General features: G+C 41.0%; 24 protein-coding genes. 11 read left to right on the top strand and 13 right to left on the bottom strand.

What is annotated here, in order from left to right; all coding sequences use genetic code 11:
- Positions 1 to 87 precede the first annotated feature (87 nt).
- Both QJ048_RS22105 and QJ048_RS22100 read left to right on the top strand, forming a co-directional pair.
- On the top strand, positions 88 to 576 hold the full coding sequence (locus tag QJ048_RS22105; protein WP_282336615.1) for a hypothetical protein: 489 nt from the start codon (positions 88 to 90) through the stop codon (positions 574 to 576).
- A gap of 246 nt (positions 577 to 822) precedes the next feature.
- Complete coding sequence (locus QJ048_RS22100; RefSeq protein ID WP_282336614.1) at positions 823 to 1,497, top strand: peptidoglycan DD-metalloendopeptidase family protein; 675 nt, start codon at positions 823 to 825, stop codon at positions 1,495 to 1,497.
- A gap of 84 nt (positions 1,498 to 1,581) precedes the next feature.
- Here QJ048_RS22100 and QJ048_RS22095 read toward each other — a convergent pair whose 3' ends face one another.
- Positions 1,582 to 2,631, bottom strand: coding sequence for an IS481 family transposase (locus QJ048_RS22095; RefSeq protein ID WP_282336613.1), 1,050 nt, complete (start codon positions 2,629 to 2,631; stop codon positions 1,582 to 1,584).
- A 363-nt stretch (positions 2,632 to 2,994) separates the two neighbouring features.
- On the opposite strand from QJ048_RS22095, the gene QJ048_RS22090 reads away from it, so the two are divergent.
- A complete protein-coding gene (locus QJ048_RS22090) occupies positions 2,995 to 3,303 on the top strand; it encodes an RNA-binding regulator (protein WP_282336612.1) in 309 nt (102 codons plus the stop codon).
- A 258-nt stretch (positions 3,304 to 3,561) separates the two neighbouring features.
- Positions 3,562 to 4,812: a TCR/Tet family MFS transporter gene (locus tag QJ048_RS22085; RefSeq protein ID WP_282336611.1), complete on the top strand. Its 1,251-nt coding sequence runs from the start codon at positions 3,562 to 3,564 to the stop codon at positions 4,810 to 4,812.
- Between the two features lie 3 nt (positions 4,813 to 4,815).
- On the opposite strand, the gene QJ048_RS22080 is transcribed toward QJ048_RS22085, so the two are convergent.
- Positions 4,816 to 5,121: a hypothetical protein gene (locus tag QJ048_RS22080; protein WP_282336610.1), complete on the bottom strand. Its 306-nt coding sequence runs from the start codon at positions 5,119 to 5,121 to the stop codon at positions 4,816 to 4,818.
- 227 nt (positions 5,122 to 5,348) lie between these two features.
- Here QJ048_RS22080 and pheS point away from each other — a divergent pair, with 227 nt between their 5' ends.
- On the top strand, positions 5,349 to 6,380 hold the full coding sequence (gene pheS / locus QJ048_RS22075; protein ID WP_282336609.1) for a phenylalanine--tRNA ligase subunit alpha: 1,032 nt from the start codon (positions 5,349 to 5,351) through the stop codon (positions 6,378 to 6,380).
- Positions 6,381 to 6,587: 207 nt separating this feature from the next.
- On the opposite strand, the gene QJ048_RS22070 is transcribed toward pheS, so the two are convergent.
- A complete protein-coding gene (locus tag QJ048_RS22070) occupies positions 6,588 to 7,205 on the bottom strand; it encodes an acyltransferase (protein WP_282336608.1) in 618 nt (205 codons plus the stop codon).
- A gap of 213 nt (positions 7,206 to 7,418) precedes the next feature.
- On the opposite strand from QJ048_RS22070, the gene QJ048_RS22065 reads away from it, so the two are divergent.
- The 3 genes from QJ048_RS22065 (at position 7,419) to QJ048_RS22055 (ending at position 10,609) form a co-directional block, all read left to right on the top strand.
- Positions 7,419 to 7,844 (top strand): YybH family protein, encoded by a 426-nt coding sequence (locus QJ048_RS22065; RefSeq protein ID WP_282336607.1) that lies wholly within the window; start codon positions 7,419 to 7,421, stop codon positions 7,842 to 7,844.
- 249 nt (positions 7,845 to 8,093) lie between these two features.
- Positions 8,094 to 10,262, top strand: a complete 2,169-nt coding sequence (locus QJ048_RS22060; protein ID WP_282336606.1) for a S46 family peptidase — start codon at positions 8,094 to 8,096, stop codon at positions 10,260 to 10,262.
- A gap of 173 nt (positions 10,263 to 10,435) precedes the next feature.
- Entirely contained in the window at positions 10,436 to 10,609 is a 174-nt protein-coding gene (locus QJ048_RS22055) for a hypothetical protein (protein WP_282336605.1), read from the top strand.
- Between the two features lies 1 nt (position 10,610).
- Here the strand turns inward: QJ048_RS22055 and QJ048_RS22050 are convergent, their stop codons facing one another.
- The 5 genes from QJ048_RS22050 to QJ048_RS22030 all read right to left on the bottom strand — a co-directional run bounded on the left by QJ048_RS22050 (position 10,611) and on the right by QJ048_RS22030 (position 14,298).
- A complete protein-coding gene (locus QJ048_RS22050) occupies positions 10,611 to 11,219 on the bottom strand; it encodes a DNA-3-methyladenine glycosylase family protein (RefSeq protein WP_282336604.1) in 609 nt (202 codons plus the stop codon).
- A gap of 145 nt (positions 11,220 to 11,364) precedes the next feature.
- The gene (locus QJ048_RS22045) at positions 11,365 to 12,090 is read right to left on the bottom strand and encodes a hypothetical protein (protein ID WP_282336603.1); all 726 of its coding nucleotides are present in this window, start codon (positions 12,088 to 12,090) and stop codon (positions 11,365 to 11,367) included.
- Between the two features lie 102 nt (positions 12,091 to 12,192).
- Complete coding sequence (locus QJ048_RS22040; protein WP_282336602.1) at positions 12,193 to 12,939, bottom strand: LolA-like protein; 747 nt, start codon at positions 12,937 to 12,939, stop codon at positions 12,193 to 12,195.
- 308 nt (positions 12,940 to 13,247) lie between these two features.
- The gene (locus QJ048_RS22035) at positions 13,248 to 13,832 is read right to left on the bottom strand and encodes a hypothetical protein (protein WP_282336601.1); all 585 of its coding nucleotides are present in this window, start codon (positions 13,830 to 13,832) and stop codon (positions 13,248 to 13,250) included.
- Positions 13,819 to 14,298, bottom strand: coding sequence for an RNA polymerase sigma factor (locus QJ048_RS22030; RefSeq protein ID WP_282336600.1), 480 nt, complete (start codon positions 14,296 to 14,298; stop codon positions 13,819 to 13,821). Before QJ048_RS22030 ends, QJ048_RS22035 begins: the two co-directional genes overlap by 14 nt.
- A 246-nt stretch (positions 14,299 to 14,544) precedes the next feature.
- Here QJ048_RS22030 and QJ048_RS22025 point away from each other — a divergent pair, with 246 nt between their 5' ends.
- Positions 14,545 to 14,913, top strand: a complete 369-nt coding sequence (locus QJ048_RS22025) for a DUF4870 domain-containing protein (RefSeq protein WP_282336599.1) — start codon at positions 14,545 to 14,547, stop codon at positions 14,911 to 14,913.
- Between the two features lie 127 nt (positions 14,914 to 15,040).
- On the opposite strand, the gene mfd is transcribed toward QJ048_RS22025, so the two are convergent.
- Positions 15,041 to 18,466, bottom strand: a complete 3,426-nt coding sequence (gene mfd, locus QJ048_RS22020) for a transcription-repair coupling factor (RefSeq protein WP_282336598.1) — start codon at positions 18,464 to 18,466, stop codon at positions 15,041 to 15,043.
- Positions 18,467 to 18,636: 170 nt separating this feature from the next.
- Entirely contained in the window at positions 18,637 to 19,086 is a 450-nt protein-coding gene (locus tag QJ048_RS22015) for a carboxypeptidase-like regulatory domain-containing protein (protein WP_282336596.1), read from the bottom strand.
- A 137-nt stretch (positions 19,087 to 19,223) separates the two neighbouring features.
- Here QJ048_RS22015 and QJ048_RS22010 point away from each other — a divergent pair, with 137 nt between their 5' ends.
- Both QJ048_RS22010 and QJ048_RS22005 read left to right on the top strand, forming a co-directional pair.
- Complete coding sequence (locus QJ048_RS22010) at positions 19,224 to 22,970, top strand: S8 family serine peptidase (RefSeq protein ID WP_282336595.1); 3,747 nt, start codon at positions 19,224 to 19,226, stop codon at positions 22,968 to 22,970.
- Between the two features lie 147 nt (positions 22,971 to 23,117).
- The gene (locus tag QJ048_RS22005; protein WP_282336594.1) at positions 23,118 to 23,861 is read left to right on the top strand and encodes a ferredoxin--NADP reductase; all 744 of its coding nucleotides are present in this window, start codon (positions 23,118 to 23,120) and stop codon (positions 23,859 to 23,861) included.
- A gap of 8 nt (positions 23,862 to 23,869) precedes the next feature.
- Here the strand turns inward: QJ048_RS22005 and QJ048_RS22000 are convergent, their stop codons facing one another.
- From QJ048_RS22000 to QJ048_RS21990, 3 genes are all read right to left on the bottom strand, one after another.
- A complete protein-coding gene (locus QJ048_RS22000) occupies positions 23,870 to 24,154 on the bottom strand; it encodes a hypothetical protein (protein ID WP_282336593.1) in 285 nt (94 codons plus the stop codon).
- A gap of 70 nt (positions 24,155 to 24,224) precedes the next feature.
- The gene (locus tag QJ048_RS21995; RefSeq protein WP_282336592.1) at positions 24,225 to 24,461 is read right to left on the bottom strand and encodes a hypothetical protein; all 237 of its coding nucleotides are present in this window, start codon (positions 24,459 to 24,461) and stop codon (positions 24,225 to 24,227) included.
- A gap of 210 nt (positions 24,462 to 24,671) precedes the next feature.
- On the bottom strand, positions 24,672 to 26,114 hold the full coding sequence (locus QJ048_RS21990) for a glycine--tRNA ligase (protein WP_282336591.1): 1,443 nt from the start codon (positions 26,112 to 26,114) through the stop codon (positions 24,672 to 24,674).
- Between the last annotated feature and the right edge of the window lie 83 nt (positions 26,115 to 26,197).

Genomic DNA, 26,197 nt, shown 5'->3' with positions numbered 1-26,197 from the left:
AGGCAAAATGATAAGGATGGGTGGTAAAGTAATAAACATGCGCAACATTTCGTAACTTATGGTTGTTATTTATAAAAAGAGGTGGTTATGGCATGTGCAAATAAAAAACTGATCGAGTCCTTGCGGGAAACGGCTTCCCGCCTTCGCAATGGTGCATATTATGCATGGGGACATCATGGCGGATGTAATTGCGGCAACTTGCTGCAGGTAGTGACTTCGCTAACGAAAGAAGAAATTCTGAGTTATGCGCATACTACACGTGGGGAATGGACAGAGATTGCTGAAGAGTTTTGTGAAACCTCACTCACCCCAGCATATGTAATGATCTCAAAATTGGAAGCTATTGGCTTAACGCCTACTGATATACACAATATTGAATACCTGGAAGATGCAGATGTATTAAGCAATCTTCCCGGAGGCTTCAGATGGTTGAAGAGGAACGACAGGGCCGATGTGATCGATTACTTTGAGGCCTTTGCCGATTTACTGGAAAGCAAGTTGCGCCAGCACGAGGGCCAGCAGGTTCTTAAAAACCTTATTAGTGAAGAAGTAGAAAAACCAATCATGTACGTGTAACACAGGCAGCTCGTAGATATATTGTAAGCAACTCTACAAGCTTACCCTAGCGTATTTAGGACCTCCAGGAATGGGGGTCCTTTTTTTGAATGACTGAATAACTGAATGACTGAATAACTGAGTGGTCGAAATTTATAGCGAATGATTGAAATGAAACATTCAGTTATTCAGTTACTCAATTATTCAGTTATCGTTCACTCACGCTGTTTTCAAATCATTAGTTACATTGCACAATAAACAACCTCCATGCTCATCAGCGCGGTTTTAAAAAAATATCAATCAACATTTCATCCTGTGATTAAATTGAAGCAAGGTGAGAAGATAGCTTCGCTGGATCTGTCTGCAAAGAATGCAGAACTTACGGAAGATATTTTTACAAACACGCCATCCTTTATTCAATTCATAGAAAGCGAGCGACGCAAAGCAAATGCTGAATATCTCGCCGGTGGTTATAATGAGTTGCGAAGTATTTATGGCAAGAGTGATCTTTTTAGCGGTGAAGAGCCAAGACGACTTCATTTGGGCGTTGATTTCTGGGGAAATGCAGGAACGCCAGTGTATTGCTTTCTCGGCGGAATGGTACACAGTTTTGCTTTCAATGACAACGACGGAGACTATGGTGCCACACTTGTATTACTCCACCAATTAGATGGATTAGCATTTTATACTTTGTATGGCCACATCAGCTTACGTGATATTGATGCGATAGCACCGGGCCAATATGTTTCACATGGCCAGGAAATAGCGCACTTTGGTGAGCCTCATGAAAACGGAAACTGGCCGCCACATCTTCATTTTCAGGTAATTGCAGACATGGAGCTGAAGAGAGGAGATTACCCAGGCGTATGCAAATTTTCAGAAAGAGAAAAGTATTTAGCCAATTGTCCCGATCCGAATTTGATTTTGCAAATCATGGAATGATTGAAACATTGAATTATTTGTAATAGTTAGTATTTAATCTGACAGTTAAGGGTATTTAGTTTTATAGGGTATGGAAGAAGTTTGTTAGGCTGCTGGGTTATTTTGATCCAGCAGTTTTTGTTTTGCTAAAGGTAGAGATTCTTTGAATGTTTGCATAGGTGTTTTGCCATAGCAGTAACGCCCGCTATGCGGTCTTTCATTGTTGTAATAGTCCATCCATTCGTCTAGGTCCTGTTGAAGTTGAGCCAGATTTTCGTACAGTTTTTTCCTAAAAGTAACAGCATAGAATTCATCTTGCATGGTTCGGTGTAGACGCTCGCAAATGCCATTGGTTTGTGGATGACGCACCTGTGTCTTGCTGTGTTCAATGCCTTCAATGTGAAGATAAAGTTCATACTCATGATGCTCCATTTTGCCTTTGAACTCTGTTCCTCTGTCTGTTAATATCCTGAGCAATGGAATCTGCTGTTCTTCGAAGAATGGAAGCACCCTGTCATTAAGAATTTCAGCAGAAGTGATCGCATGCTTAGTGTCGTATAATTTGGCAAATGCTACACGAGTATAGGTGTCGATAAAGGTTTGCTGATAGATGCGACCAACTCCTTTAATCGTACCGACATAGTAGGTATCCTGAGCGCCGAGGTAACCTGGGTGTTCGGTTTCTATTTCACCTATGGCTTCTCTCTTTTCTTTCTTGCGTTCAAGAGCCATCATCTGGCCTTCGGTAAGGATAATGCCATCTTGGGAAATACGTACTTCTAAAGCTTTGAGACGTTTGTCAAATATTTCCAAATCATGGCGTTGCCAAACACTGCGAACGCCGCCCGCTGAAATAAAAACGCCTTGTTTTCTTAATTCATTACTAACTCTGCTTTGACCAAAAGCAGGATAATCAAAGGCCATTTTCACAACAGCTTTTTCAATGATTGGATCAACGCGGTTCTTTAATATTGGTTTACTGCGGCTAATTTCAAGCAGCGCTGCTTCGCCGCCTGTGTCGTACAATTGTTTGATCCTGTAGAAGCTGTCTCGACTGTAACCCATCAGCTTACATGCCTTCGTTACATTGTTCAAGTGGTCAGCTAAATTCAATAAACCTAGCTTGGTTTTGATTAACTTAGATTCTTGATTCATAATCTGACATTTTGGGGTGATTGAAAGTGTGGTAACTTAAAGTTACCCCAACTGTCAGATTAAATCTTAACTTCTACAAATTATTGAAGGCTTCATTTCAGTTATTCGCTATGACTTTCAACAACTCAATTATTCAGTTTATTCAGTCATTCAGTTATTCTAATGTTGCCATTCTGTTAATCAATTCTTCAATCATTCAATTATTAATAATTAAATCCCTATCTTTGCACCGCAATTGAGATATATCGCATAAGTAATTGAACATATTTTCTGCTACGCAAGTCCGCAATTAGTTAGTTAAGTATTCTTTTTACGCTGCTGTTTTACCTCAAAGGTTATTTATTTAAATTTTAATTAGTTAGAATGAACATTTATGTTTCAAATTTAAGCTTCAACGTTCAGGATGAAGACTTAAGAGAGTTTTTTGCAGAGTACGGCGAAGTATCTTCTGCTAAAGTAATCACTGACAAATTCACTCAAAAAAGCCGTGGCTTTGGATTTGTTGAAATGCCAAACGACGAAGCTGCTCAAAAAGCAATCGCTGAATTGGATGGTGGTGTTGTAGAAGGCAGAACAATCCGCGTTACAGTTGCTAAACCTCGCGAAGAGAGCAGCAACAGAGGTGGCGGTGGTTCTTTCCAAAAAAGAAGCTACAGCAATAACAGATACTAGTCTCTGTTTATAAAATTATAAATGATGGCTCACCAGTGGTGGGCCATTGTTTTTTTGGAGTTGTTAGAAGTTATGGGAACGTTTGGGCTGTTTATATTAATCCGCACTTTTTGAAAACTGTGCTATTAATTTGAAACTTGCACATAGTGTCTAACAACTAACAACTAACAACTAACAACTAACAACTAACAACTAACAACTATTTTTTAATCCCCACTTGCCCCGATCCGCTTGAATTTGGCGTATTTTGCACCACTTATGCCAAGTACAAAAAAGACAGCTGCACTTAGTTTTATCTTCATCACACTATTAATTGATGTTACTGGCTTAGGAATTATTGTTCCTGTAATGCCCAAGCTGATCGAGCAATTGGTTCATGGCGATCTTAGTGTTGCTTCAAAGTACAGTGGCTGGCTTACGTTTGCCTATGCGATCATGCAATTTGTATGTTCTCCCATCATCGGCAATCTTAGCGATCGTTACGGAAGAAGACCTGTGCTGCTATGTTCACTTTTAGGTTTTGGTATAGATTATATGTTCCTCGCATTTGCACCAACTATCTGGTGGCTGTTTGTAGGACGCATCATTGCAGGTATTACCGGAGCCAGCTTCACTACAGCTTCAGCATATATTGCAGATGTTAGCACGCCCGAAAACCGTGCGCAGAATTTTGGAATGATTGGTGTGGCGTTTGGTCTTGGGTTTATCATTGGGCCACTGCTTGGAGGATTTCTCGGCGATATCAGCATCAAAGCGCCATTCCTGGCGGCTGCTGCATTGGCACTTTTAAATTTTTTGTATGGATTCTTCATCTTGCCGGAATCACTTCCGAAAGAAAACCGCAGGTCGTTTGAATGGAAACGTGCTAATCCACTAGGCTCATTAATGGCTCTGAAGAAATATCCGGCTGTTTCGGGTCTCGTCGTTTCTATAATACTCGTTTATGTAGCGGCACATTCCGTACAAAGCACCTGGAGTTTTTACGGCATGGAAAAATTTCACTGGACTAACAAAATGGTAGGAATTTCTCTTGGCGTAGTAGGCTTTTGTGTAGCACTTGTACAAGGCGGCTTGATTCGCGTGGTTATTCCCAGACTTGGTCAGGAAAAAAGCGTTTACACCGGTTTGGCATTATACAGTGTTGGGTTGTTTCTTTTTGCATTTGCCACACACGGATGGATGATGTTTGTGTTTACTGCCGTTTATTGCCTCGGCGGTATTGCAGGTCCTGCTTTGCAGGCTATTATTTCAGGAAATGTTCCCAGAAATGAACAGGGCGAGTTGCAGGGCGCGTTGACAAGTTTAATGAGCGCAACATCTGTAATTGGTCCGTTACTCATGACGAACCTGTTTTCAACATTTACTAAAAAAACAGCACCCGTTTATTTGCCAGGTGCTCCATTTTTGGCGGGAGCCATCTTAATTACAGTCAGCGCCATTCTTGCTTTCAGGGCGCTACACCCCGGCCGCGTAGCAGCTGAAAGGGTTCCGGCGAATAATGAGAAATAGAATTTATTGCTCCTGGTCGCCTGATCCAATTTCATCGATCATTTGATCGTATCCCGCTATATCTGGTTTTTTACTTAATGAGTTTCTAATGAGATAGTAGGAGGCAAAAGCGAATCCATAACCAATTAACAAGGCTAAATAAATATTTTGTTGACCAAGCACGATAAGACCAACCACTGCTCCGAGTATTTCAGCAAGGAACCATGATATGATCATTATAGTTACCCATTTTCCTTTTGATTCGCCTTTGTCCAAAGCAAGTACACCAATTTTCTTAGAATAGTAAATTATTAGAATTATTTCCAGCATTTTTTCACTTTTAAGCGGGACAAAATACCAATATTTTTTAAATAAGTTGAGAGCGGGTGCGAATTGATTTTTGACAGCCAAAGCCTACTGTCGTCGTTAATGAAAATAGATACTGTAAGATCTAATTCATTACCGTTTCGCTTCAGCCAACGGTAAAATAGAAACAAATGCCGTCTAATTCCTAATTCCTAATTTCTAATTCCTGTTTGCCTCCTTATCTTTGCCGCATGGATCAGTTGATAGAAAAAATAAAACAGTATAAAGAAGAAATTGATGCCGCTGTGATAGACGGCGCCGCATCTTTGGAAGAATACCGTATAAAATTCCTTGGAACAAAAGGCATTTTGAAGGGCCTTTTCGGGGAAATGAAATCTGTTGCCAACGAAAACAAAAAGGAATTTGGCCAAATTCTGAATGATTTCAAGCAACATGCTGAAGCCAAATACGAACAATTTAAAGAACTTACGTCGGTTAACGGCGATTCTGCCACTTCGTCCCTTGATCTCACTTTGCCGGGGGATGATATTCCCGTAGGAACCCACCACCCGATTTCAATAGTGCGTAACGAGATAGTTTCTATTTTCCAGCGCCTTGGTTTTGCAATAGCCGAAGGGCCTGAAATAGAAGACGATATGCACAATTTTACCGCATTGAATCTTCCTGAAAATCACCCCGCACGTGATATGCAGGACACTTTCTATATTTCCCAAAATCCTGATTGGTTGCTGCGCACGCACACCAGCAGTGTACAGGTGCGTGAAATGGAAAAAGGGAAATTGCCAATCCGCATTATTTGTCCGGGTCGTGTATACCGTAACGAAACGATCAGTGCAAGGGCGCATTGCTTCTTCCAGCAGGTAGAGGGTTTGTATATTGATGAAAATGTAAGCTTTGCAGATCTTAAGCAAACGCTTTACTTCTTCGTACAGGAAATGTTTGGCAAAAATGTAAAAGTGCGTTTCCGTCCGTCTTATTTTCCATTTACTGAGCCAAGCGCAGAAATGGACATCAGTTGTCTTATTTGCGGCGGCAAAGGTTGTAACGTTTGTAAACACACAGGCTGGGTAGAGATTCTAGGTTGTGGAATGGTGCATCCTAAAGTATTAGAGAATTGCGGAATTGACAGTAACAAATACACAGGCTTCGCTTTCGGTATGGGCATTGAGCGCATCACCATGTTGAAATACCAGATAAAAGATTTGAGATTGTTTAGTGAGAATGATGTGAGATTCTTGAAGCAGTTTACGTCTGCAACGTAGGTTTTTGCCACAGAGGCCTAGAGATACGGAGAAGCTATTTAACCGCAAAGGGCTCAAAGTCTTGCGCAAAGGAAACAAGATATTTACCACTCTTAGTTCCCGTATGCGAGACTTTGAGCCCTTTGTGTTTAAATAAAGTATTTCCTGGTAAAATTAATTCTGTATCCTCTGTACCTCAGTGGCAACCTTAAAGACGCGAGGCGTCTCTCAACTCACTTTTTCCCACTGTCCACTCTTGTGGTTAAACTGCTTAAGCACTCTTGCAGGATTGCCGGCAACGATTGTATAATCGTCTACATCTTTCGTAACTACACTTCCCGCAGCCACAACAGAGAATTTCCCAACGCGAACACCGGCTGTTATTACAACGTTGGCACCGAGCCAGCTACCTTCGCCAATAACGATTTCATTTGTAGTGCAGGGCTGGTATCTGAAAGCTGTTTGTACATTATCAAAGCCATGATTAAGTCCGGATATCACTACGTTCTGTGCCGTCATTACATGATCTTCAATGGTCACAGGGCCGATCACCACGTTGGAAGCGCCAAGAAAAACATGATTGCCGATGTGTAAAGCGCCAAGTCCGTTATTGAGCAAAGTAAAATCCTCTACTACAGAATCGTGACCTATTGTAAACTCTTTGGAAGGAATAAGATCAAGTCTCGCGTATTTAAAGATCTTCGTGTTTTTGCCGCGCTGGTGATAAAATGGATTTACAAATTTGCGCACCCACCATCTTGGCCGGATCTCATTTTTAGCAAATAACAATTTATGTGCTACATTCTTTAATGCTGAGTTCGATTTAATTGTAGTGATAAGCGTCATACCGGTTAACTGATGTGGTTTAATGAAATGCTCTATGTTACAGGTTTTTTTAAAAACATCATTGATAAAGGACTTATCTTCAGAGGCAGCAAGAGGCTCAATGAAAAGTAAGAACGGATCATTAACTTAGCCGTTCCGCATTACAAGTGCCAAGTTAATAAACCAATTCTATTTATTAGAGCCGTGAACGCATTATTTTATAAACATTTAAACATGAAGAAATTACTAACTGCAGCATTTTTCCTGCTCACCCTCGCACCCGTATTTTCGCAAAGCAAAAATGAGGAAGCCATAAGAAAGGTGCTTAACGATCAGTTGCAAGCCTGGAACAGAGGCAATATTGATGATTTTATGAAAGGCTATTGGAAAAGCGATTCATTAATATTTGTCGGAAAATCAGGAGTGACGTATGGTTACCAAAACACGCTTGATAACTACAAAAAAAACTACAAGGATACGGTGCAAATGGGCAAACTATTCTTTGAAGTGTTACAAGTAAAACCGCTTTCAGGAGATACCTATTTTGTTGTTGGTAAATGGTTCCTTAAAAGAACTGTCGGCGATATCGGCGGTATTTATACCTTATTGTTTAAAAAAATCAATGGTAAGTGGTTGATCATTGCTGACCACAGCAGCTAGTGGTGAATGATGAAACGTCAATCGTGAATAGAAAGCCCAATTCGGTACGTTTGATTTTTATTTACGAGCCGATAAAACTCAGGATGCTTTTGGAGTTAAATGTGCAGGCTATTAACGATTGACGTTTCACCATTCATTACTCCCACGCAACCAACTATTCATCAAGGTTTCCCACTATTAATTCTTAATTCTTAATTATTAATTTGAAAAATCTCTTACGTTTGTCGCATTAAAATACTTGATCAAAACATGAAGAAAATTTTAGCAGTGATTGCGCTGTCAGTCACCTTACTACGAAGCTATGCCGATGAAGGCATGTGGTTACCTCTTTTGCTGGGACAGCAGGTGTATAACGACATGGTAAAACGTGGCCTTAAACTGAAACCTGAACAACTTTATAGCATTAATAAGGCTTCCATTAAAGATGCGATCATCATCTTTGGAAACGGATGTACAGGAGAAATTGTGAGCAAGCAAGGCTTGATCTTCACTAACCACCACTGCGGATATGCGGCAATCGCTGCGGCAAGTTCTGTAGAGCACAACTATCTGCGCGATGGTTTTTACGCAAAATCTTTCCAGGAAGAAATTCCTGCACAAGGATTGACTGCACAGTTTCTGCTCAAAATAGAAGACGTTACAAAAGAAGTGGAAACTGCCTTGAATGGTCTTTCGGGAGCTGACAGATTGAAAAAGCAAGCAGACGTAATTGCGACTATCAATGCACGCTATTCTGACTCTACTCAAAGCATTGAGGCAAGAGTGAGCCCACTGTTCAAAAATAACCAGTTCCTTGTTTTCGTATATCAGCGCTATAAAGACATTCGCCTCGTAGGCACTCCTCCTGAAAGCGTAGGTAAGTACGGTGGAGATACTGACAACTGGGAGTGGCCACGCCACACTGGCGACTTTTCTGTTTTCCGCGTATACATGAACAAAGAAGGTAAAGCGGCAGATTATTCTCCAAACAACGTTCCTTTAAAACCTAAATATTCATTGCCGGTTTCTATCAAAGGAATTAAAGATGGCGACTATGCAATGATCTACGGATATCCTGGAGGGACGAATCGCTACGAAACTTCTTACGGAGTAAAACTTTCTACTGACATCAATAACCCGTCTCTTGTTGCCTTGCGTGATGTGCGCCTGAAAGCAATGTTTGAAGAAATGAAAAAAGACCCTGCGATAAAATTGCAACTCGCGTCAAGCTATGCTGGTATTGCGAATTACTGGAAATTCTTTGACGGTGAAACCAAACAATTGTTGAAATACGATGTGTATGGTCAAAAGAAAAAAGCAGAAGATGCTTTTCAGAAATGGGCAAACGGAAAACCAGAGTATCAAAATGTAATGAGCGATTGGGGAAAAGTGTATGCTGATTGGCTCCCGTACGCAAAAGAGCGCATGTATTTAAATGAAGGTATTCTAGGTTCGCCACTTGCTGCTTTTGCTTCTTCGTTAATGCAGGTAGAAAGAGTGCTTAATATGCAAGGTTCAAAACCTGACGACGTTAAGAAAGCGATGGATGATGCAAATGCACGCCGGAAAACTTTTCTGGCAGATGAGAATAAAGTTTCTGATCAAAAGATCATGGCTGCAACAGCAGAAATGTTCTATACTGATATCGACAAAAGCCAGCATCCAATTGGCTTCTACGAAAACATAAAAACGACTTATGGTGATTTGAAAGATCCTGCGACATTCAAAAAAATGGCCGCGGATGTGTTTAACACAACAATGATCTTCAATGATGCTAAGTGGGATCAGTTTGTGAAAGTGCCTACTGCAAGTGCTTTGCAGAACGATCCTGCATATGCATACGCTACTGCTTTTGTAAAAAATTATACAGGAAAATATTTGCCTAAGTTCCAGGATTTCACCACTAAGAATAATGAATTGGGAAGATTGTATTTGAAGGGTATTATGGAAATGGATCCTGTGAAAGCAAAAAAAATGTATCCTGACGCAACCTTTACCATGCGTGTGAGCTTCGGTAATGTTAAAAGCTATACGCCGCGTGATGCCACTAAATTCGATTATGTATGTACCATGAAAGGTGTGATGGAAAAATATGTGCCGGGTGATTATGAGTTTGATCTTCCTCAACACTACAGAGATCTTGTTGCGAAAAAAGATTACGGTCAGTATATCGACAAAAGTCGCAATGATCTTGTAGTAACATTTATCACAACAAATGACATCACAGGAGGGAACTCTGGTTCTCCAGTAATGGATGCTTATGGAAACCTAATCGGTCTTGCATTTGACGGCAACTACGAAGCGTTGAGCCACAAAATGGCTTTCGACAAAGATCTTAACCGTACGATATGCGTAGACGTTCGTTATGTGTTGTGGTGCATTGATAAGTTGGGTGGTGCGAGCAATATTGTTAGTGAGTTGAATTTGGTGAAGCAGTAGGAATTAAGAATTAAAAATTAATTATTAACAGGGCGGCATTCAATATCGAATGTCGCCCTGTTTTTTTTAAGCATGAGGTGAAACTTTTTGTTTCGAATTCTCCCTATTAATTATTAATTCGTCTTGTTTCCTGCTAAAATCCGCGCCACGACTATTTAAGCAAAAGAATCACCATGAGCACAATATTTTTTACCCCCGGTTTGCCGCTGCAGTTTCCTGAAAAGTTTATGCTTGTATTCCTATGGTCAATGTTTGCTTTCGCTTTGTGGGCAGCATTGCTGTATGCATCATTATGGTTTATGAAACCAAGAAAAGTAAAGTCGATTAATAGGAACCAGAAATATTAAGTTATTCTACAGCAGGTGGGTTATCCTTCCATGCCCACAAATGCATACATGCATAAGTTCTGTACGGGCTCCATTTAGATGATATTTTCAACAGCCTTTCACGTAGTTTTTTCTTGTCGTCCGTTTTGAGTTTGTAGATTTTTATCATCGCCGATTGAACGCCCCAGTCATCAATGGCAAATACGTCCTCGCGCCCCAGCGTAAACATCAGGATCATTTCTGTGGTCCATTTTCCGACACCTTTAATTTGTGTTAAATAAGCGATGACTTCTTCATTAGACATTTTATCCAGCTTCTTCTTTTCCATGCCTTGTTCAGCCGAAAATCGTGCTACATTGTGCACATAACCTGCTTTCGCATTGGAGAGGCCAATCGAGCGCAACGTTTCAACCGGTGTATTAATGATCTGCTCAGGAGTAGGAACCTTGCCACCATACAGATCCATAAAACGCTTGTGAATTACTTGTGCCACTTTGGTAGAAAGCTGTTGGCTCATAATCGAGCCTATCAAACTCATATACACCACTTTCCGTTTCTTCAATTCAATCGGCTCGCCTTGTAGAAGTGGCTGGAACTTTTTGTCTTTGGAGAGATGTTGGATGTAATGCATGGATGAAATTAATAATTAATAATTAAGAATTAATAGGTGCGACTTACCAATAAGAAAATAGCTTTTCCTGTGTTTAAATAAACAGGAAGGCCGCATTCAATAACGAATGCGGCCTTCTTAATTATTCTTTATTAATTATTAATTACTACTTCGGCATTTCAAATATCTTCGGATCAACCTCTTTATTGATCTCTACTTTTTTAGTAACGATCGTTAAGGACATACCTTGTGGCAAAGCAAGCTCTGTAGAATATGGAACCGGGTAGCCGTAATCTGTTTTCTTATAATCAGAGAAGGTGCTGCCGATTTCGATGTCTTGTCCCTGTGCAGTGATGGTGCTTACATTTTTTACAAGGTAGTAAGTAGTAGGATCGATGTACAGCATCATTACAAGTGAATCCGGAGTGGTAACTTTCAGTTTGTAAGCATTTTTAATCTTGTTCACATCTTCTTTGCCCACCAGTTCAACTTTGTTTCCTTTTGCTGCATAGTTGAACAAGGGTCCGCCGATATCAAGTTGTGCTTTACCTCTCTTTACCATTTCAGCTGGCAACGGTTCCGCAGCTGTTTGTCCCTGGAAAGGATTGATTGTCCAGCCGCCGTCTTTGGTGTAGCACTGAACTATTTTTGAACCATTGAAGTCCATTTCATTTTTAAAGCCCTTTCCATTTACGAGAGTAGTTATAGAAGGAGCCTCGTTACCCATGATCTGCACGCTACTCTCTGTATAAATAGTCTTGATAGCTGCTATTTTTTCTTTGCCGCCAAGTGCCGCGACGTACTTATCAACTATTTCATTCGCTGTTTGCGCTTTTACGGCAATAGATGATAAAACTGTAGTTGCCAGTAATAAAGTTTTTAGAATTTTCATTAGTATGTGTTTAGAAATTTTTGTGTTGAAGAAGAGTAGAGGAATTAGGAATTAGTAAGGCAGTGTGAAAATTTATAACTCCTAATTTCTAGTTCCTAATTCCTATTCTGGTTTACTGAGTTTAGCTACATCCAGCGGTTTGTTTACTTCAATTTTTTCAAAAGTCATGCCATTCCCCATACCGCCTACCTTCACTTTAAATGGAAAAATATAACCCTGATCTGTTTTTTGATAGTCGGAAAAATCTGTGCTGATATCTGCATCTGCAGCGCCGGGACGTCCGCCACCATTGCCCGCAAAGCTGCTGCCTTTATGGGTTTCACGTAAAATGTAGTAAGTCTGGGCATCAATGTAATAAGTAATATCGGCACCGGAAGTAAGTGTTAGTTTTATTTTGTGACAGTCCTTGCCATCGAGTGTTTCTTTACCAAGGTATTCTACTTTGTAGCCTTTTGATGCGTAGTCAACCAATGAACCTGCACAATCAAGTTCTGCTTTTGTATTCTTTAATTTATCAGCAGGAATGGGTTCAAATTTTCCTCCAGAACGAGGACCTGATACCCAACCGCCTTTGTCTGTAATAATTGATGTAAGCGAACCCATCGCACCAAACTGTGATTCCCTGCGCGAAAGTTTACCATTCACTTTGTCCATCGTTGTGGTAAGTTCATTTCCGTTTTGCATAACGGCCACACCTTCCATATGAAGTGTATTGATAGAATTGAGTTTTTCTTTTCCACCCATTGCGTCAACATATTTGCTGATCACTTCATCAGCGGTTTGAGCTTGTGCGGCAAACAGGGTAAGCGTTAGAAAAAATGCGAAACCTGCAATTATCCATTTAGGCATTAGACGATGTTTTTGATAAACCAAATTTAACTGTCTTTGGGAATGTTTTCATGCCTTTTATAAAAATCTTTAGTCGCGGAATGTTAATAAAGATCGATTAACAAAAGGTGAAATTTAATTTGGTGCTTTTCAGGTGTTTTTTTTACGCCACAGGCAAATGGTAAAACCCAATATTAAGCCACAAAATATTCCTGCAACTGCCCAATAAGATATTCCACTTATCGTGCTACTCCGGTGCAACAAAACACTAAATAATATCACAAGATTTGAAATAGTGAGTAGCAAATATTGCTTTTTACCCAGGGTTTTCATAATTCTTCATTTTTTATTTGTTCCAACTTTGATATTAAAGATTGAATTCTTTTTCGTCGCTTCCTGGCGCTATAAGGGCGTATCACAAACCACAACAGTCCCAGCATAAGAGCAATGGCACTATACGTTATTATTAGAGCAGTAATATTTTGTGATAGTCCTCCATAGATGTAAAAAATATAAGCCACGCAGAAAAGTATAAAAATTCTTGCCTGTTCGTTTGCAGAACCGGTACAGGTTTTCGTTTTTTCTTCCTCTAACTGTGAAATAAATTCTTTGGCACTCAGCACCTGCATTCGCCTGGTTTTTAGAACAGCGTTTATTTTAAGAAATACTCCATAAATGATGCTAACGATAAACAGCAGGATTCCGATGCGTGCTGTCAATGTTACAGAAGGCCCACACAAAAGCATATAGATAAATACTGCAAGTGAGACCATCAATAGAGATATCTGAATTGTGAGGGGACGGTTCGTTTTTGTCTTATATTTTTTTATAGCTGCGCGTATGTCTTCCACTTGTGGGGCACGTTTTAACGGTTGCTCCAGCCACATGTCTTGTATTTCATCAAATCCGTTCATTCTTTTTCATTTTTTGGGTTAACACTTCTTTTATCCGGTGCACTTTAACCCGCACATTGGCATGGCTAATTCCCATAATCTCTGCGATTCTGTCTTGCGGTATTCCTTCCAGAAATAACCCAATGATGAGCCTGTCTATCTCAGACAATTCTGCGATACATGCTCTGAGATATTTGTGTCTTTCTTCTGTTACCTGATCTGTTTCTGCTGCAGGGTTGCAGGTTATAGGTATTGATGTGGTTTTTAGGCGTTTCTCAACCTCAATTCGTCTTAAGCAAATATTGGTGGCTATTTTGTAGATCCACGTGCCCAAGTCTGCCTGGTTCCTAAACGTGTTGAGATTTTGCCACACCGAAATAAAGGTTTCCTGTGTAAGATCTCTTGCATGTTCTTCGTCATTAATATACCCCATGCACAAACGAAATATTTTCGTCATGTAGGTACTATATATCTGTTCAAAGTCCATTCGTAAAGTTTAATTGACGCACTCTTGTTGTTTGTAGTATTTAGATACGCGAAGAGAGAAAATGTTACATCAGAGGTTTCCAAAATAGCCCATTTTTTTGGCAAAAAAAGATTTCACAGAAGCGGATCCAATTAAAAAACGCTGAAAAGATTGATTAGCAAAGGCTTTTCCATCCTTCTTGCTGTGCAGAAACTATTTGCTTGCAAGGACGAACAATTCGTTTTATCTTATAACAAAACAACGTTTATGGACCCAAATACTGAAAAAACTTTTTTAGGATCAGCAGAGAATCCTGTTGTTGCTCCAACACAGGATGAAAAAACCGTTGCGATGCTGGCGCACCTGTTAACATTCGTTGCCTCTATTCTTGCTCCTCTCATTATTTATCTTATTAAAAAAGATGAGTCGCAGTTTGTAGCCACACACGCGAAAGAGTCGTTGAACTTTCAAATAACAATGGTCATTGCATGTATAGTTCTCGCGATAACGATCATTGGTTTATTTCTTATCTGGATCGTCGGACTATTTGCGCTCGTATGTGTAATCGTTGCTACCATTAGAGCCAACGAGGGAAAAATTTATCGTTATCCGTTTACGTTGAGATTGATTAAATAGAGAGGGCGTTGCAGGTCGCTAGCGGTTTACGTGTAACAGTTATAAATAGAAGAGGCTGACTCGTACTGAACTGCCCCCAAAAAGTCAGCCTCTTTATTTATAAAAATTTGATCGCTTTATACACAAGCTACCGGCTACTAGCCATCGGCGTGTCTTCTTTCGGTGCCACAGCCTTCGCCATTCTTGCTAAAAAACGATGCATTGTATCCATATCTTTTACATCCTCAACCACCATCAGGAAGTTTTTACCCGTTTGTTTTAATCTTGCTTTGTTTGTACCTGTTTGCAGGTAATCCAATACGTTTTTGAAAAGTACAGATTCAAAATAAGGCGAATCATTTTTGTTGATGAAATAGCAGCGAAACGTTTCATTCTTCAAAGTCATTTTCTCAAAACCTATTTCAACAGCCAATCTACGGCAGCGAACGGTTATGAAAAGATCTTCCACTTGTTGCGGTATCGGTCCGAAGCGATCGCCCATTTCTGAATGGAAGGCAAGCAGCTCTTCTTCATTTTCGCAGTTGTCCAGTCTGGTGTATAGTGATAGCCTTTCTGTAATGCTTTCTACGTAACTATCCGGAATTAATATTTCAAGATCAGTATCAATCGTACAATCATGTACAAAGTCATCCTGCTGCTGAATTTCATTTTTAAACAACTCGCGGAATTCGGTACGCTTTAATTCTTTGATGGCTTCATCCAAAACTTTTTGGTACATCTCAAAACCAATCTCTGCCATAAAGCCACTTTGTTCACCACCCAGCATATTTCCCGCGCCGCGAATGTCGAGGTCGCGCATCGCAATCTGGAAACCACTTCCGAGGTCACTGTGTTGCTCCAGTGTTTGCAAGCGTTTGCGGCTGTCTGTTGGCAGCGTGCTCATTGGCGGCCCCATAAGATAACAGAACGCTTTCTTATTGCTCCGGCCCACACGACCACGTAATTGGTGCAGATCGCTCAAGCCAAAATGGTGCGCATTGTTGATGATGATGGTGTTCACATTAGGTATGTCCACGCCGCTTTCCACGATATTAGTACAAACCAGCACGTCATATTTTCTTTCGATGAAATCAAGTATTCTTTCTTCCAGTTCGTGCCCTTCCAATTGTCCATGTGCAAAACCAACGCTTAGATCCGGACAAAGCCTTTGAATCAACGCACTCATTTCCGCAAGGCCATGTACACGGTTATGAATAAAGAAAACCTGGCCGCCACGCTCAGTTTCGTAGTAAATAGCATCACGGATAAAATCTTCATTGAAGACAGCAACTTCTGTTTGTATTGGTTGCCTGTTTGGCGGGGGTGTGTTGATGATACTCAAATCTCTTGCGCCCATCAAACTGAATTGCAATGTTCTTGGGATAGGTGTTGCCGTTAGTGTTAAGCTGTCAACAGTTGTGCGCAGCGTTTTTAATTTTTCTTTTGCGGCTACGCCAAACTTTTGCTCCTCGTCAATGATCATCACGCCAAGATCTTTGAACTTGATGTCTTTGCTAAGTAATGCATGTGTACCAACGATGATATCGATTTTTCCTTCTTCCAGCTTCTTCAACGTTTCTTTTTTCTCTTTGGCAGATTTGAAACGGTTCAGATAATCAACGGTTACAGGAAAATCTTTTAAACGCTCTTTAAATGTTTTGTAGTGCTGAAAAGCAAGAATAGTGGTAGGAACCAGGATCGCGGCTTGTTTGCCATCTGTGCATGATTTGAAAGCTGCACGTACAGCAATTTCTGTTTTACCAAAGCCTACATCACCGCAGACCAGTCTGTCCATTGGTGACGGCGCTTCCATATCACGCTTTACATCTGCCGTTGCCTTGCTTTGGTCCGGAGTGTCTTCATAAATAAAAGATGCTTCCAGCTCCGTTTGCATGTAGGTGTCAGGCGTGTGTGCAAAGCCCAGTTGCGCTTTACGTTGTGCGTATAATTTGATAAGGTCAAATGCAATTTCTTTAACCTTAACTTTTGTTTTCTCTTTTAATTTGTTCCAAACATCGCTGCCGAGTTTATTTACTTTCGGCACGCTTCCTTCCTTGCCGGTATATTTGGCAATTTTATGAAGGGAGTTGATGTTTACATACAAGATGTCGCTGTCTTTGTAAATGATACGAACAGCTTCCTGCAGTTTGCCATTTACCTCCAATTTTTGCAAACCACTGTATACGCCTACCCCGTGGTCGATATGTGTTACATAGTCGCCAGGCTGCAACTCACGCAAGGTACGTATTGTAAGTGCTTTGCTTTTGTTGTAGGCCTGTTTAACCTTGTACTTATGATAACGCTGGAAGATCTGGTGGTCGGTATAACATACCGCCTTTACATCTTCGTCAATAAAACCTTTGTAAATAGAAATGGCAACGGGAACAAATTGTATCTCTACTTTCAAGTCGGTGAAGATGCTGTGCAATCTTTCAAGCTGACGCGGATTTTCAGCAAAAATGTAAATGCCGTATTTCTTCGTTTCCCAGCTTTTCAGATCTTTTATCAGAAGGTCAAATTGTCTGTTGAAGGAAGGCTGCGATTTTGTGTTGAATTCTATTTCATACGTAAGTCCCGCTGGCATGGTATTTCTTCCGCCGAACTCTGCGATATGTCGTGTAGCAAGTTGTTTTTCGATTTCTGCACCGGGAACAAAATCGTCTTTCGTGATGTTGGTTTTTTCCAACACATCATCGTCGCTGTCCTGTTTCTTTGCCTGTAAAGGTTGTACGTTGGTAATGTACAATTCGAGGTCCTCTTCCTGTGTAAGGATTTTATCTTTTATCACATCCCAATCCTGCACCCAGCAAACGGTGTTTTCCGGAAGAAACTCAAATAGTGAAACCTTGTCGCCGGTTTCAAACTGCGTTTCCACGTTCGGAATAATATTTACCTGAAGCAATTTCCTTTCACTCAACTGTGTTTCGGGGTCGAATATGCGAATTGAGTCGACATCGTTGCCAAACAATTCTACCCGGTAAGGTTTTTCATTACCAAAAGAATAGATGTCCAAAATGCCGCCGCGTATTGCAAATTGTCCCGGCTCGTAAACGAAATCAGTTCTTGTGAAGCCGAGATCCACCAATAATTCCAGCAGGCTGTTTACATTCAGCGTATCATTTGTTTTGATAGAAATGATATTGCCACTTAATGTTTTTGGAAGCACTACTTTTTCAAACAATGCCTCAGGGTAGGTGATCAATATTTTCTTATTGCCACCTGCTGAAATCTTTGTGAGCGCCTCTGTTCGCAGCATTACATGACTGCTGTTCAGCAACCTGAAATTTTTCCGGTTCTTAAACGAAGAAGGGAAATAAAACAAGTCAAGCGCATTGGTGAGATTCTCCAGTGTGTTGTGAAAATACGCCGCTTCTTCAGCATCGTTCAGTACAACAACATGATTCAGTTGCTCGCATGCCGAATGCTGAAAAATAGAAGTAATTACAAACTCGGGAGAACTGCCGTAAAGATTTTTTAGAAAAAGTCGCTGAGGTTGCGACATAGTAAACCTGTCCGCAATCTGAAAAATGCGGGGGTTATCCTTGTACTGTGCTAACAAATTATCCAGATTCATCCGCTCCTTATCTTCTTAAATTACACCGAAGGTAATTTGAAAATTTGAAAATTTGAAGATTTGAAAATTGGGGTGTGCATATCCCCAAAAAGCAGCAATTTCTCCGCTGCCCAACATGGTGATAAAATACTCTCAACATCTTCGCATAAAAACATTTTCAAATTTTCAAATTAATAAACTGCATCATAGTCCACATTCATTTTCACCTGAGTGAACTTGCCTGCTTCTACTTTTACGGGATTGATATTATCTCCTTCAAATAAATTGGCATAGAAAGCGGTATCTTTTTTTACAAACAATGAATAATGGCCGGGAGGTAATTTCACTTTAAAGTAACCTTTGTCGTTTGATTTTACGGTTTTAACAAGTTTGGTAAAAATATTGCTGTAAAAAGGCGAATGATTAATGGCAGATACCTGGTTGCGATTGGTAAGTTCATAAATAAATAACGTAGTCGAATATCCTGAAGGTTGCACCGGTTTTACATCCGGTGATGGCATTCTGTTTCCGGAGAGAAAATAGATATATCCCTCCAATCCCTGTTTGGACTTAGCTTTGAATGACAGGGTAAAAAAGGTAACAGCAGCGGTAAAAATCAACGTAAGATGCTTGATATTCATGACATTAATTTAAGCGTTTTTAAAACAATTGTTAACAGCGGTTGTTTCTGCAAACTAATGTAGGTCAATTGTTAAAGCCTATGAAATTAATCGTACTTTAGGTTACTAATCTTTTTATACTTTTTAGCATGCACTTTATGAGAAGGAATCTTTTGATCGGCTTTACTTTCTTTTTTTGTTTAGGAATTGTTAGTAAAGGTTTTTCCCAGGTAAATACAAATGCTTCTGTGTTGCAGCAAGGTGCAAAATTGCAGGCTGAAAAAGAGCGTTTGACCTTCTCTAAATTACTTACTCTGTCAAAAGAGAGAAACTGGCCAATGCTTAAGCATGGCAAAAACGGGCAGATCATGCAATTGGTAGGAACGGATCATTTAGGACTTCCACTTTATTTAAGCACTCAGAATAATATTATTTCAGCAGCTACAATAGGTACAAGCTCTTTGTGGGCAGGAGGTTCTACAGGTTTAAGTTTGTCGGGCTCATCCGATAACATGAAAGGAAAGATGGCGGTGTGGGATGGTAGCGGCGTGCGTTTATCGCACGTAGAGTTAACCGGAAGAGTTGCTCAAAAAGATGTTCCTACATCTGTTGATGATCACCCCACACACGTAGCCGGTACGATGATTGCATCCGGCGTAAATCCTGTGGTAAAAGGCATGGCGTTTGGTGCGCAGCAGCTTATCGCATACGATTTTAATAACGACATGTCGGAAATGATGGCTGAAGCGCCAAATTTGTTGTTGTCAAATCACTCTTACGCTTACAATGCCGGTTGGGTGTATAACAGTGACAACAAGAGATGGGAGTTCTGGGGTGCGCCAAATGCAACAGAAGATTACAAGTTTGGATACTACGACGATAACACGCAACTATGGGATTCTATAGCATACAATGCCCCCTATTATCTTATAGTAAAAGCAGGGGGAAACAGTCGCATTGAAAACGGTCCGGCGGTAGGTGCCACGTACTGGCGCATGGATCAGAACGGAACATTTTACAATGCAGGTCCAAGACCGGCGGGCATAAGCAACAATGACGGCTACGATATTATTGCGACTACAGGCGTAGCTAAAAATATTTTGACGATCGGTGCTGTAAATCCTATTACAAGTGGCTATGGAAAACCTGCGGATGTGGTGATGACAACATTCAGCGCATGGGGGCCAACAGATGATGGGCGCATAAAGCCCGACGTTGTGGCCGATGGATTGAATGTTACTTCCTGCTTCGCGGGTTCTAACACAGCTTACGGTACATTAAGCGGAACGTCAATGGCGTCGCCTGCAGCAACGGGTTCGCTGTTTCTTTTACAGGAACTTTATTCTAGAAGCCACAGCGGTACATTTTTGCGTGCTTCAACACTCAAAGCAATCGTTATACATACTGCTGATGAGTCTGGCCCATCTGCGGGTCCCGATTATCAGTTTGGCTGGGGTTTGATTGATATGATAAAAGCCGCTGCTGTTATCACTTCCAACAATACCGATCAGCAGATCTATGAAAAAGTTTTGCAAAACGGGAAATCAGACACGATAAAAGTTGTGGCATCCGGCAAAGGAAAACTAATGGCAACAATAGTATGGACAGATCCAAAAGCTACGGTCGATCACGCCAATACTTTGAATAACCGTACAAAGAAACTGGTGAATGATCTTGATCTTAGGATCAAAACCGGGACTACTGCTTTTCTGCCGTGGATATTGGATGTCGCAAATCCTGCTAATGCGGCAACAAAGGGAGATAACATTACTGACAATGTGGAAAGAGTAGAAGTGGATAATTCAACTCCCGGTGATACCAGTCTTGTGATCGTTACTCATAAAGGCACTTTGAACAGAGGTTCTCAGGCATATTCGCTCATCATTAGTGGCGTGGGCGGAAATACGGCGTGCGCTTCAGGTGCGCTAAACAGCGGCGGCACCAGGATTGAGCGTGTCACAATGGGTAGTCTCAATTATTCCAACACTACATCCTGTACAACTTATACAGATAACAGGGGTTCTATATTAAACCTGGAGCCAAATCAAAGTGTTCCATTCGGTATAACTGTGGGGAGTTGCGACGCAACAAGCGCCTCGTCTATGATTAAAATCTTTATCGACTATAACCAGGATGGAGATTTTGATGATGCCGGTGAAATGGTGGCGCAAAGCGGCGTTCTGAACAAAGGAGGAAGTTTTACGGGCACTATTCAAACGCCTTTAACCATTACTCCTGGTACGAATTTCTTAATGCGAATTGTTGCACAGGAAACTACTAATATCAATGACATAAAAACCTGCGGTACTTATTCAAAGGGAGAAACGCAGGATTACACAGTCAAGGTTGTTTCTTCGTCAATTGATTTTGGCGTGCTTCAGGTTGTAGCGCCAAGTTCAGGTTACTGCGTAAATGCAGCACAATACATAACCTTGCGAATTAAAAATTTTGGAAGCGTTGCTGCTAAGAATATCCCTGTTACTGTTGTCGTGAAAAACGGCACAACAACAGTTGCTACTCTTACGGGAACATATCCCGACACGATACCGGCAAACAGCTATAAAGACTTTACATTGCAAACTCCGGTAGCATTGTCGGCCGCCGGCACATATAGCATAACTGCGTCTACCTCTTTCACATCAGATCAAAATACGACCAATGACGCGACTACAACAAGCGTGATTATAAATGGCAAAACAAACGATGCTGCAGGAAGGGTAGTGATTTGTGGAACGGATAATGTTTCACTCATTGCCGATTCAAGTTCAGGAAGCGGTAATGTGTACAATTGGTACACCAGCGCAACTTCTACGACGCCCATCGCAACAGGAAGCTATGTTGCAACGAATGTGGTCACGACTGACAAAAAATATTATCTCGCAAAAAATGACACCAAACTCAGCATCGGGCCTGCCGATAAGAGTACATTGGGTGTTGGCAGCTACATGACTGACGGCGGCCAGTTTATCGGATTTACTGCCAGTGTTCCGCTAACGCTTGAAACGGCAAAACTATTTGTGGGCCACTCCGGTAAAGTAACCTTCATTGTTGCAGATACATCCAATACAAATGCGGCAAACGGTTCCTACTCGTATGTAACGCTGTCTACGACAACAATTGACGTCTATGCAACACAAGGAACTGACAACTCCGATAATGGAGCAGTGTTTAATGTTGGTCTTTCCATTCCGGCGGGTAAACATGTAATTATTTTTTCGCTAAGTAACGGAGCTACTTTATATAGAAACAATGGCGTTACATCCAAGCCATATCCGTTTACCATTCCTGGCGTATTCTCTGTCATTGGTAACAGTGCCGGATTAACCGCAGATTATCAGAATTTCTATTATTACCTCTACGACATGAAGTTGCGTTTGGCTAATTGCGAAAGCAATCGCATTGTGATAGATGCCACGACAGCTTCGCCGGTGGCACCTACTATTATGCTCACAGGCACCATGTTTACCAGCACCTCATCTACAGGCGGAAAATTGCAATGGTTGCTGAATAACGCACCGATACCTGGCGCAAATGCATCAACATACTTAGTTAGACAAGGAGGCACTTACAAACTTGTTGATACCACTACCAGCGGCTGCATTATGTATTCAAATGAGATCTTTTATGGCAGTGGCAATGCAGACATTGATCCGGTGGTAATATGGCCAAATCCGAATAACGGTACTTTCAACCTTTCCTTCGTGGCATCACAAGCCGGAGATATGAAGGTGGTAATTTTTAACTATATTGGTCAGAAAGTATTTGAACAAACTTATAATAATGTTGTTGGAAATTACATTCAGCTGATAAATGGGGGCCTGCTTGCGAGTGGAGTATATGTGGTGCGAATAGAGCAGGGCGGAAAAATGTATTCCAAGAAAATGTTTGTGCATAGTTGGAGATGATAAAGCACCGGAACAGCGTTGACAAGGATCATGCTGATTTACACGGGATTAATAATCGAATCATTGAATAGTTGGGACTGAATGTTGACATTGCACCGGTTATTCAATCATTCAATTATTTAACCTTCAAAACTCAAACATCTAATCATGCTACCTTGGCTTACTGGAAAAGTTATCAAAATTCAGGATGAGACAAATGCCACAAGGCGTTTCTGGATACAAGTGCCGGAACTGGAAAAATTTGATTTTTCCCCTGGTCAGTTTGTAACCCTCGATCTCCCCATTCATGAACTGAAAAATAAAAGATGGCGAAGCTATTCAATCGCTTCCTGGCCGGATGGCACAAACGTAATTGAGTTGGTGATCGTATTGCTGGAAGGCGGTTTAGGCACTACTTATTTATTTAATGAAGTAACTGTTGGCTCCGAACTGACATTACGCGGCCCTCAAGGTGTCTTTACTTTACCTCAGGTTATAGAAAAAGACTTGTATTTTATTTGCACGGGCACAGGCATTGCGCCATTCAGGGCGATGGTGAGGCATATTTTGAACAATAATATCCCCCACAAGAATATCTATCTGATCTTCGGATGTAGAAAATGTGGAGATGCTTTATATAAAAATGAAATGCAAGAACTTGAAAGTCAGCTTAGTACCTTTAAATACTTGCCAACCTTTTCCCGTGAGGAAGGAAATGACCTCGTGAGGAAGGGTTATGTACATGCTGTTTATGAAGACATTTGCACCAATAATAAAAACGCTGCTGACCCTTTTTTAAGGCCCGCTCACTTTTATTTGTGCGGATGGAAGAACATGATTGATGAGGCGAAACAGCGCATCCTGAGCCTGGGGTATGACAAAAAAGACATACACCTCGAACTATATGGGTAACGGATATGTTAGCTGGATTTGCTGACTCCGGTTTTACCACCCTGGATTTTAGAAGAGCCGATGGTGATTACCGGTACATCCACTTTACAGCCTTCGTTTTCCATGCGTGCGATCTGTTCGGTTAATTTGAGAATATCTGCATGATTTTCAACCATTTCGGTCTCAAGTTCCAAAACGGATCTTTTCAGCTTTCTTATTATGGCTTTTCTAACCATGAGCCCGGATGAGAATCCTACGGTTAAGGCAGCAGCGATGCAAACAATCGTTGACAGACTGATTCCAATGTATAGCATAGGGTAAAAAATTAGTATCACAAATTAAGGTTAGGGTACTGTACTTGCAATAGTAGAAATCCTCGATTAATTATAGTAAAAGCTTCAAGGCGCCACCAGTGCTTCCCGAGTCCTTCGGAGGGTATTTTTTCGATGAACTACTTTCTTTGAGTGATACCACGGGAGCATCAGAGGTGCCGGAAGCTGCTGACTGCATAGTAGCAATCTGCTCCTGCAGTGCAAGAATTTCCGCATGGCTCTCCACCATTTCTCTTTCCAGTACTTCAATCCTCTTTTTTTCGAGGGACTTTTTGCTGAATCTGAACATAAAACCAATTATCGGCAAGATGATTATCCCTGCAATAACCCAGATCAGATCTAATTTGATTATAATAGCTAGCATCGCATTCTATAAAATAAATATTAATAATCTTCTTAGGATAAGTGATCGTTGATAGCTTTCATAGAATTACGGACTTTTGGGATTCAACGGACAGTCCGGATAAAACTGTCCGTTGAAATATATTGATAGTAGAAACTATTGATCGATTGCCTCGTTTATAATTCTACTGATTTCTGCAATTGGAATTCTTTCCTGTTGCATACTGTCGCGATAACGTATCGTTACAGTATTGTCTTCTTTTGTCTGGTGGTCAACAGTTACACAGAAAGGCGTTCCTAACGCATCCATCCTGCGATAGCGTTTTCCAATAGTATCTTTTTCTTCGTAAAAACAACGGAAACTTTTTTTGCAACCGTCCATGATTTCCCTTGCTATTTCTGGAAGACCATCTTTTTTTGTCAGTGGAAGAACAGCCAACTTAATCGGAGCTAATTTGGCCGGAAATTTTAATACAACGCGGCTGTCTTTCTTATCTTCTGTGCTTAGATCCTCTTCTGCGTATGCTTCGCTGAGAACCATCAATACCGTTCTGTCAAGGCCAATAGATGTTTCAATAACGTAGGGTATATAATTCTGGTTTATCTCCGTATCGAAATACTGCATCTTTTTCTTGCTGTACTCCTGGTGACGGCTAAGATCGTGATCCGTCCTCGAATGTATACCTTCCACCTCTTTAAAGCCGATAGGGAAATCGTATTCGATATCGCACGCTGCATCGGCATAAAATGCCAGCTTTACGTGGTCGTGGAAACGATATTTATCGGGTGAAATGCCAAGGCTCAGGTGCCATTTCATTCTTTCAGCTTTCCAATATTCGTACCATTCTTTTTGAGTACCAGGGCGAACAAAGAACTGCATTTCCATTTGCTCGAACTCCCTCATACGGAAAACGAACTGACGTGCAACGATTTCGTTACGGAAAGCTTTACCAACCTGCGCAATACCGAAAGGTATTTTCATGCGGCCGGTTTTCTGAACGTTAAGGAAATTAACAAAAATACCCTGCGCCGTTTCCGGTCTCAGGTAAATTTCGCTGGCTTCCTCAGCAACACTTCCAAGCTGGGTAGAGAACATCAGGTTAAACTGGCGAATATCTGTCCAGTGAGCAGTGCCGCTGACGCTGCATTTTATTTTGTTGTCTTCGATTAATCTTTTCAGTCCGTCAAAATCATCTTTGGCAAGCAGGTTGTCCATTGATTGCAACAGTGCAGCCTCTTCTTCCTTTTTACCTTCAAGAGCTAGTTTCTCGGCATGCGCCTCAATAAGGTGATCCACGCGGTAGCGTTTTTTGCTATCCTTGTTGTCGATCATAGGGTCGCTGAAATTGTCCACGTGCCCGCTCGCTTTCCATGTGGTAGGATGCATGAAAATGGCTGCATCGATGCCTACGATATTTTCATGGAACTGCGTCATGCTCTTCCACCAATAATCACGAATATTTCTTTTCAGCTCACTACCATTTTGACCGTAGTCATAAACCGCACTTAATCCATCATAGATTTCGCTGGATTGGAAAATGAATCCGTACTCCTTGCAGTGTGAAATGATCGCCTGAAATTTGTTATTGTCTGTTGCCATAAGAATGTGCAAATATAAACGTCAAAGGTGAATGGTGAATCGTTAATTGTGAATAAGTTGCCGATTATTTGGTTCTCCGGCAG

The organism is Pinibacter soli (genome assembly GCF_029961145.1).
Taxonomy (GTDB): domain Bacteria; phylum Bacteroidota; class Bacteroidia; order Chitinophagales; family Chitinophagaceae; genus Pinibacter; species Pinibacter soli.
This window is presented reverse-complemented; position numbering and strand designations above follow the sequence as displayed.

Excerpts from the sequence above, each read along its gene's own strand:
- QJ048_RS22105 (WP_282336615.1), top strand. The coding sequence starts at position 88 with ATGGCATGTGCAAATAAAAAACTGATCGAGTCCTTGCGGGAAACGGCT.
- QJ048_RS22100 (WP_282336614.1), top strand. The coding sequence starts at position 823 with ATGCTCATCAGCGCGGTTTTAAAAAAATATCAATCAACATTTCATCCT.
- QJ048_RS22095 (WP_282336613.1), bottom strand. The coding sequence starts at position 2,631 with ATGAATCAAGAATCTAAGTTAATCAAAACCAAGCTAGGTTTATTGAAT.
- QJ048_RS22090 (WP_282336612.1), top strand. The coding sequence starts at position 2,995 with ATGAACATTTATGTTTCAAATTTAAGCTTCAACGTTCAGGATGAAGAC.
- QJ048_RS22085 (WP_282336611.1), top strand. The coding sequence starts at position 3,562 with ATGCCAAGTACAAAAAAGACAGCTGCACTTAGTTTTATCTTCATCACA.
- QJ048_RS22080 (WP_282336610.1), bottom strand. The coding sequence starts at position 5,121 with ATGCTGGAAATAATTCTAATAATTTACTATTCTAAGAAAATTGGTGTA.
- pheS (WP_282336609.1), top strand. The coding sequence starts at position 5,349 with ATGGATCAGTTGATAGAAAAAATAAAACAGTATAAAGAAGAAATTGAT.
- QJ048_RS22070 (WP_282336608.1), bottom strand. The coding sequence starts at position 7,205 with ATGACGCTTATCACTACAATTAAATCGAACTCAGCATTAAAGAATGTA.
- QJ048_RS22065 (WP_282336607.1), top strand. The coding sequence starts at position 7,419 with ATGAAGAAATTACTAACTGCAGCATTTTTCCTGCTCACCCTCGCACCC.
- QJ048_RS22060 (WP_282336606.1), top strand. The coding sequence starts at position 8,094 with ATGAAGAAAATTTTAGCAGTGATTGCGCTGTCAGTCACCTTACTACGA.
- QJ048_RS22055 (WP_282336605.1), top strand. The coding sequence starts at position 10,436 with ATGAGCACAATATTTTTTACCCCCGGTTTGCCGCTGCAGTTTCCTGAA.
- QJ048_RS22050 (WP_282336604.1), bottom strand. The coding sequence starts at position 11,219 with ATGCATTACATCCAACATCTCTCCAAAGACAAAAAGTTCCAGCCACTT.
- QJ048_RS22045 (WP_282336603.1), bottom strand. The coding sequence starts at position 12,090 with ATGAAAATTCTAAAAACTTTATTACTGGCAACTACAGTTTTATCATCT.
- QJ048_RS22040 (WP_282336602.1), bottom strand. The coding sequence starts at position 12,939 with ATGCCTAAATGGATAATTGCAGGTTTCGCATTTTTTCTAACGCTTACC.
- QJ048_RS22035 (WP_282336601.1), bottom strand. The coding sequence starts at position 13,832 with ATGAACGGATTTGATGAAATACAAGACATGTGGCTGGAGCAACCGTTA.
- QJ048_RS22030 (WP_282336600.1), bottom strand. The coding sequence starts at position 14,298 with ATGGACTTTGAACAGATATATAGTACCTACATGACGAAAATATTTCGT.
- QJ048_RS22025 (WP_282336599.1), top strand. The coding sequence starts at position 14,545 with ATGGACCCAAATACTGAAAAAACTTTTTTAGGATCAGCAGAGAATCCT.
- mfd (WP_282336598.1), bottom strand. The coding sequence starts at position 18,466 with ATGAATCTGGATAATTTGTTAGCACAGTACAAGGATAACCCCCGCATT.
- QJ048_RS22015 (WP_282336596.1), bottom strand. The coding sequence starts at position 19,086 with ATGAATATCAAGCATCTTACGTTGATTTTTACCGCTGCTGTTACCTTT.
- QJ048_RS22010 (WP_282336595.1), top strand. The coding sequence starts at position 19,224 with ATGAGAAGGAATCTTTTGATCGGCTTTACTTTCTTTTTTTGTTTAGGA.
- QJ048_RS22005 (WP_282336594.1), top strand. The coding sequence starts at position 23,118 with ATGCTACCTTGGCTTACTGGAAAAGTTATCAAAATTCAGGATGAGACA.
- QJ048_RS22000 (WP_282336593.1), bottom strand. The coding sequence starts at position 24,154 with ATGCTATACATTGGAATCAGTCTGTCAACGATTGTTTGCATCGCTGCT.
- QJ048_RS21995 (WP_282336592.1), bottom strand. The coding sequence starts at position 24,461 with ATGTTCAGATTCAGCAAAAAGTCCCTCGAAAAAAAGAGGATTGAAGTA.
- QJ048_RS21990 (WP_282336591.1), bottom strand. The coding sequence starts at position 26,114 with ATGGCAACAGACAATAACAAATTTCAGGCGATCATTTCACACTGCAAG.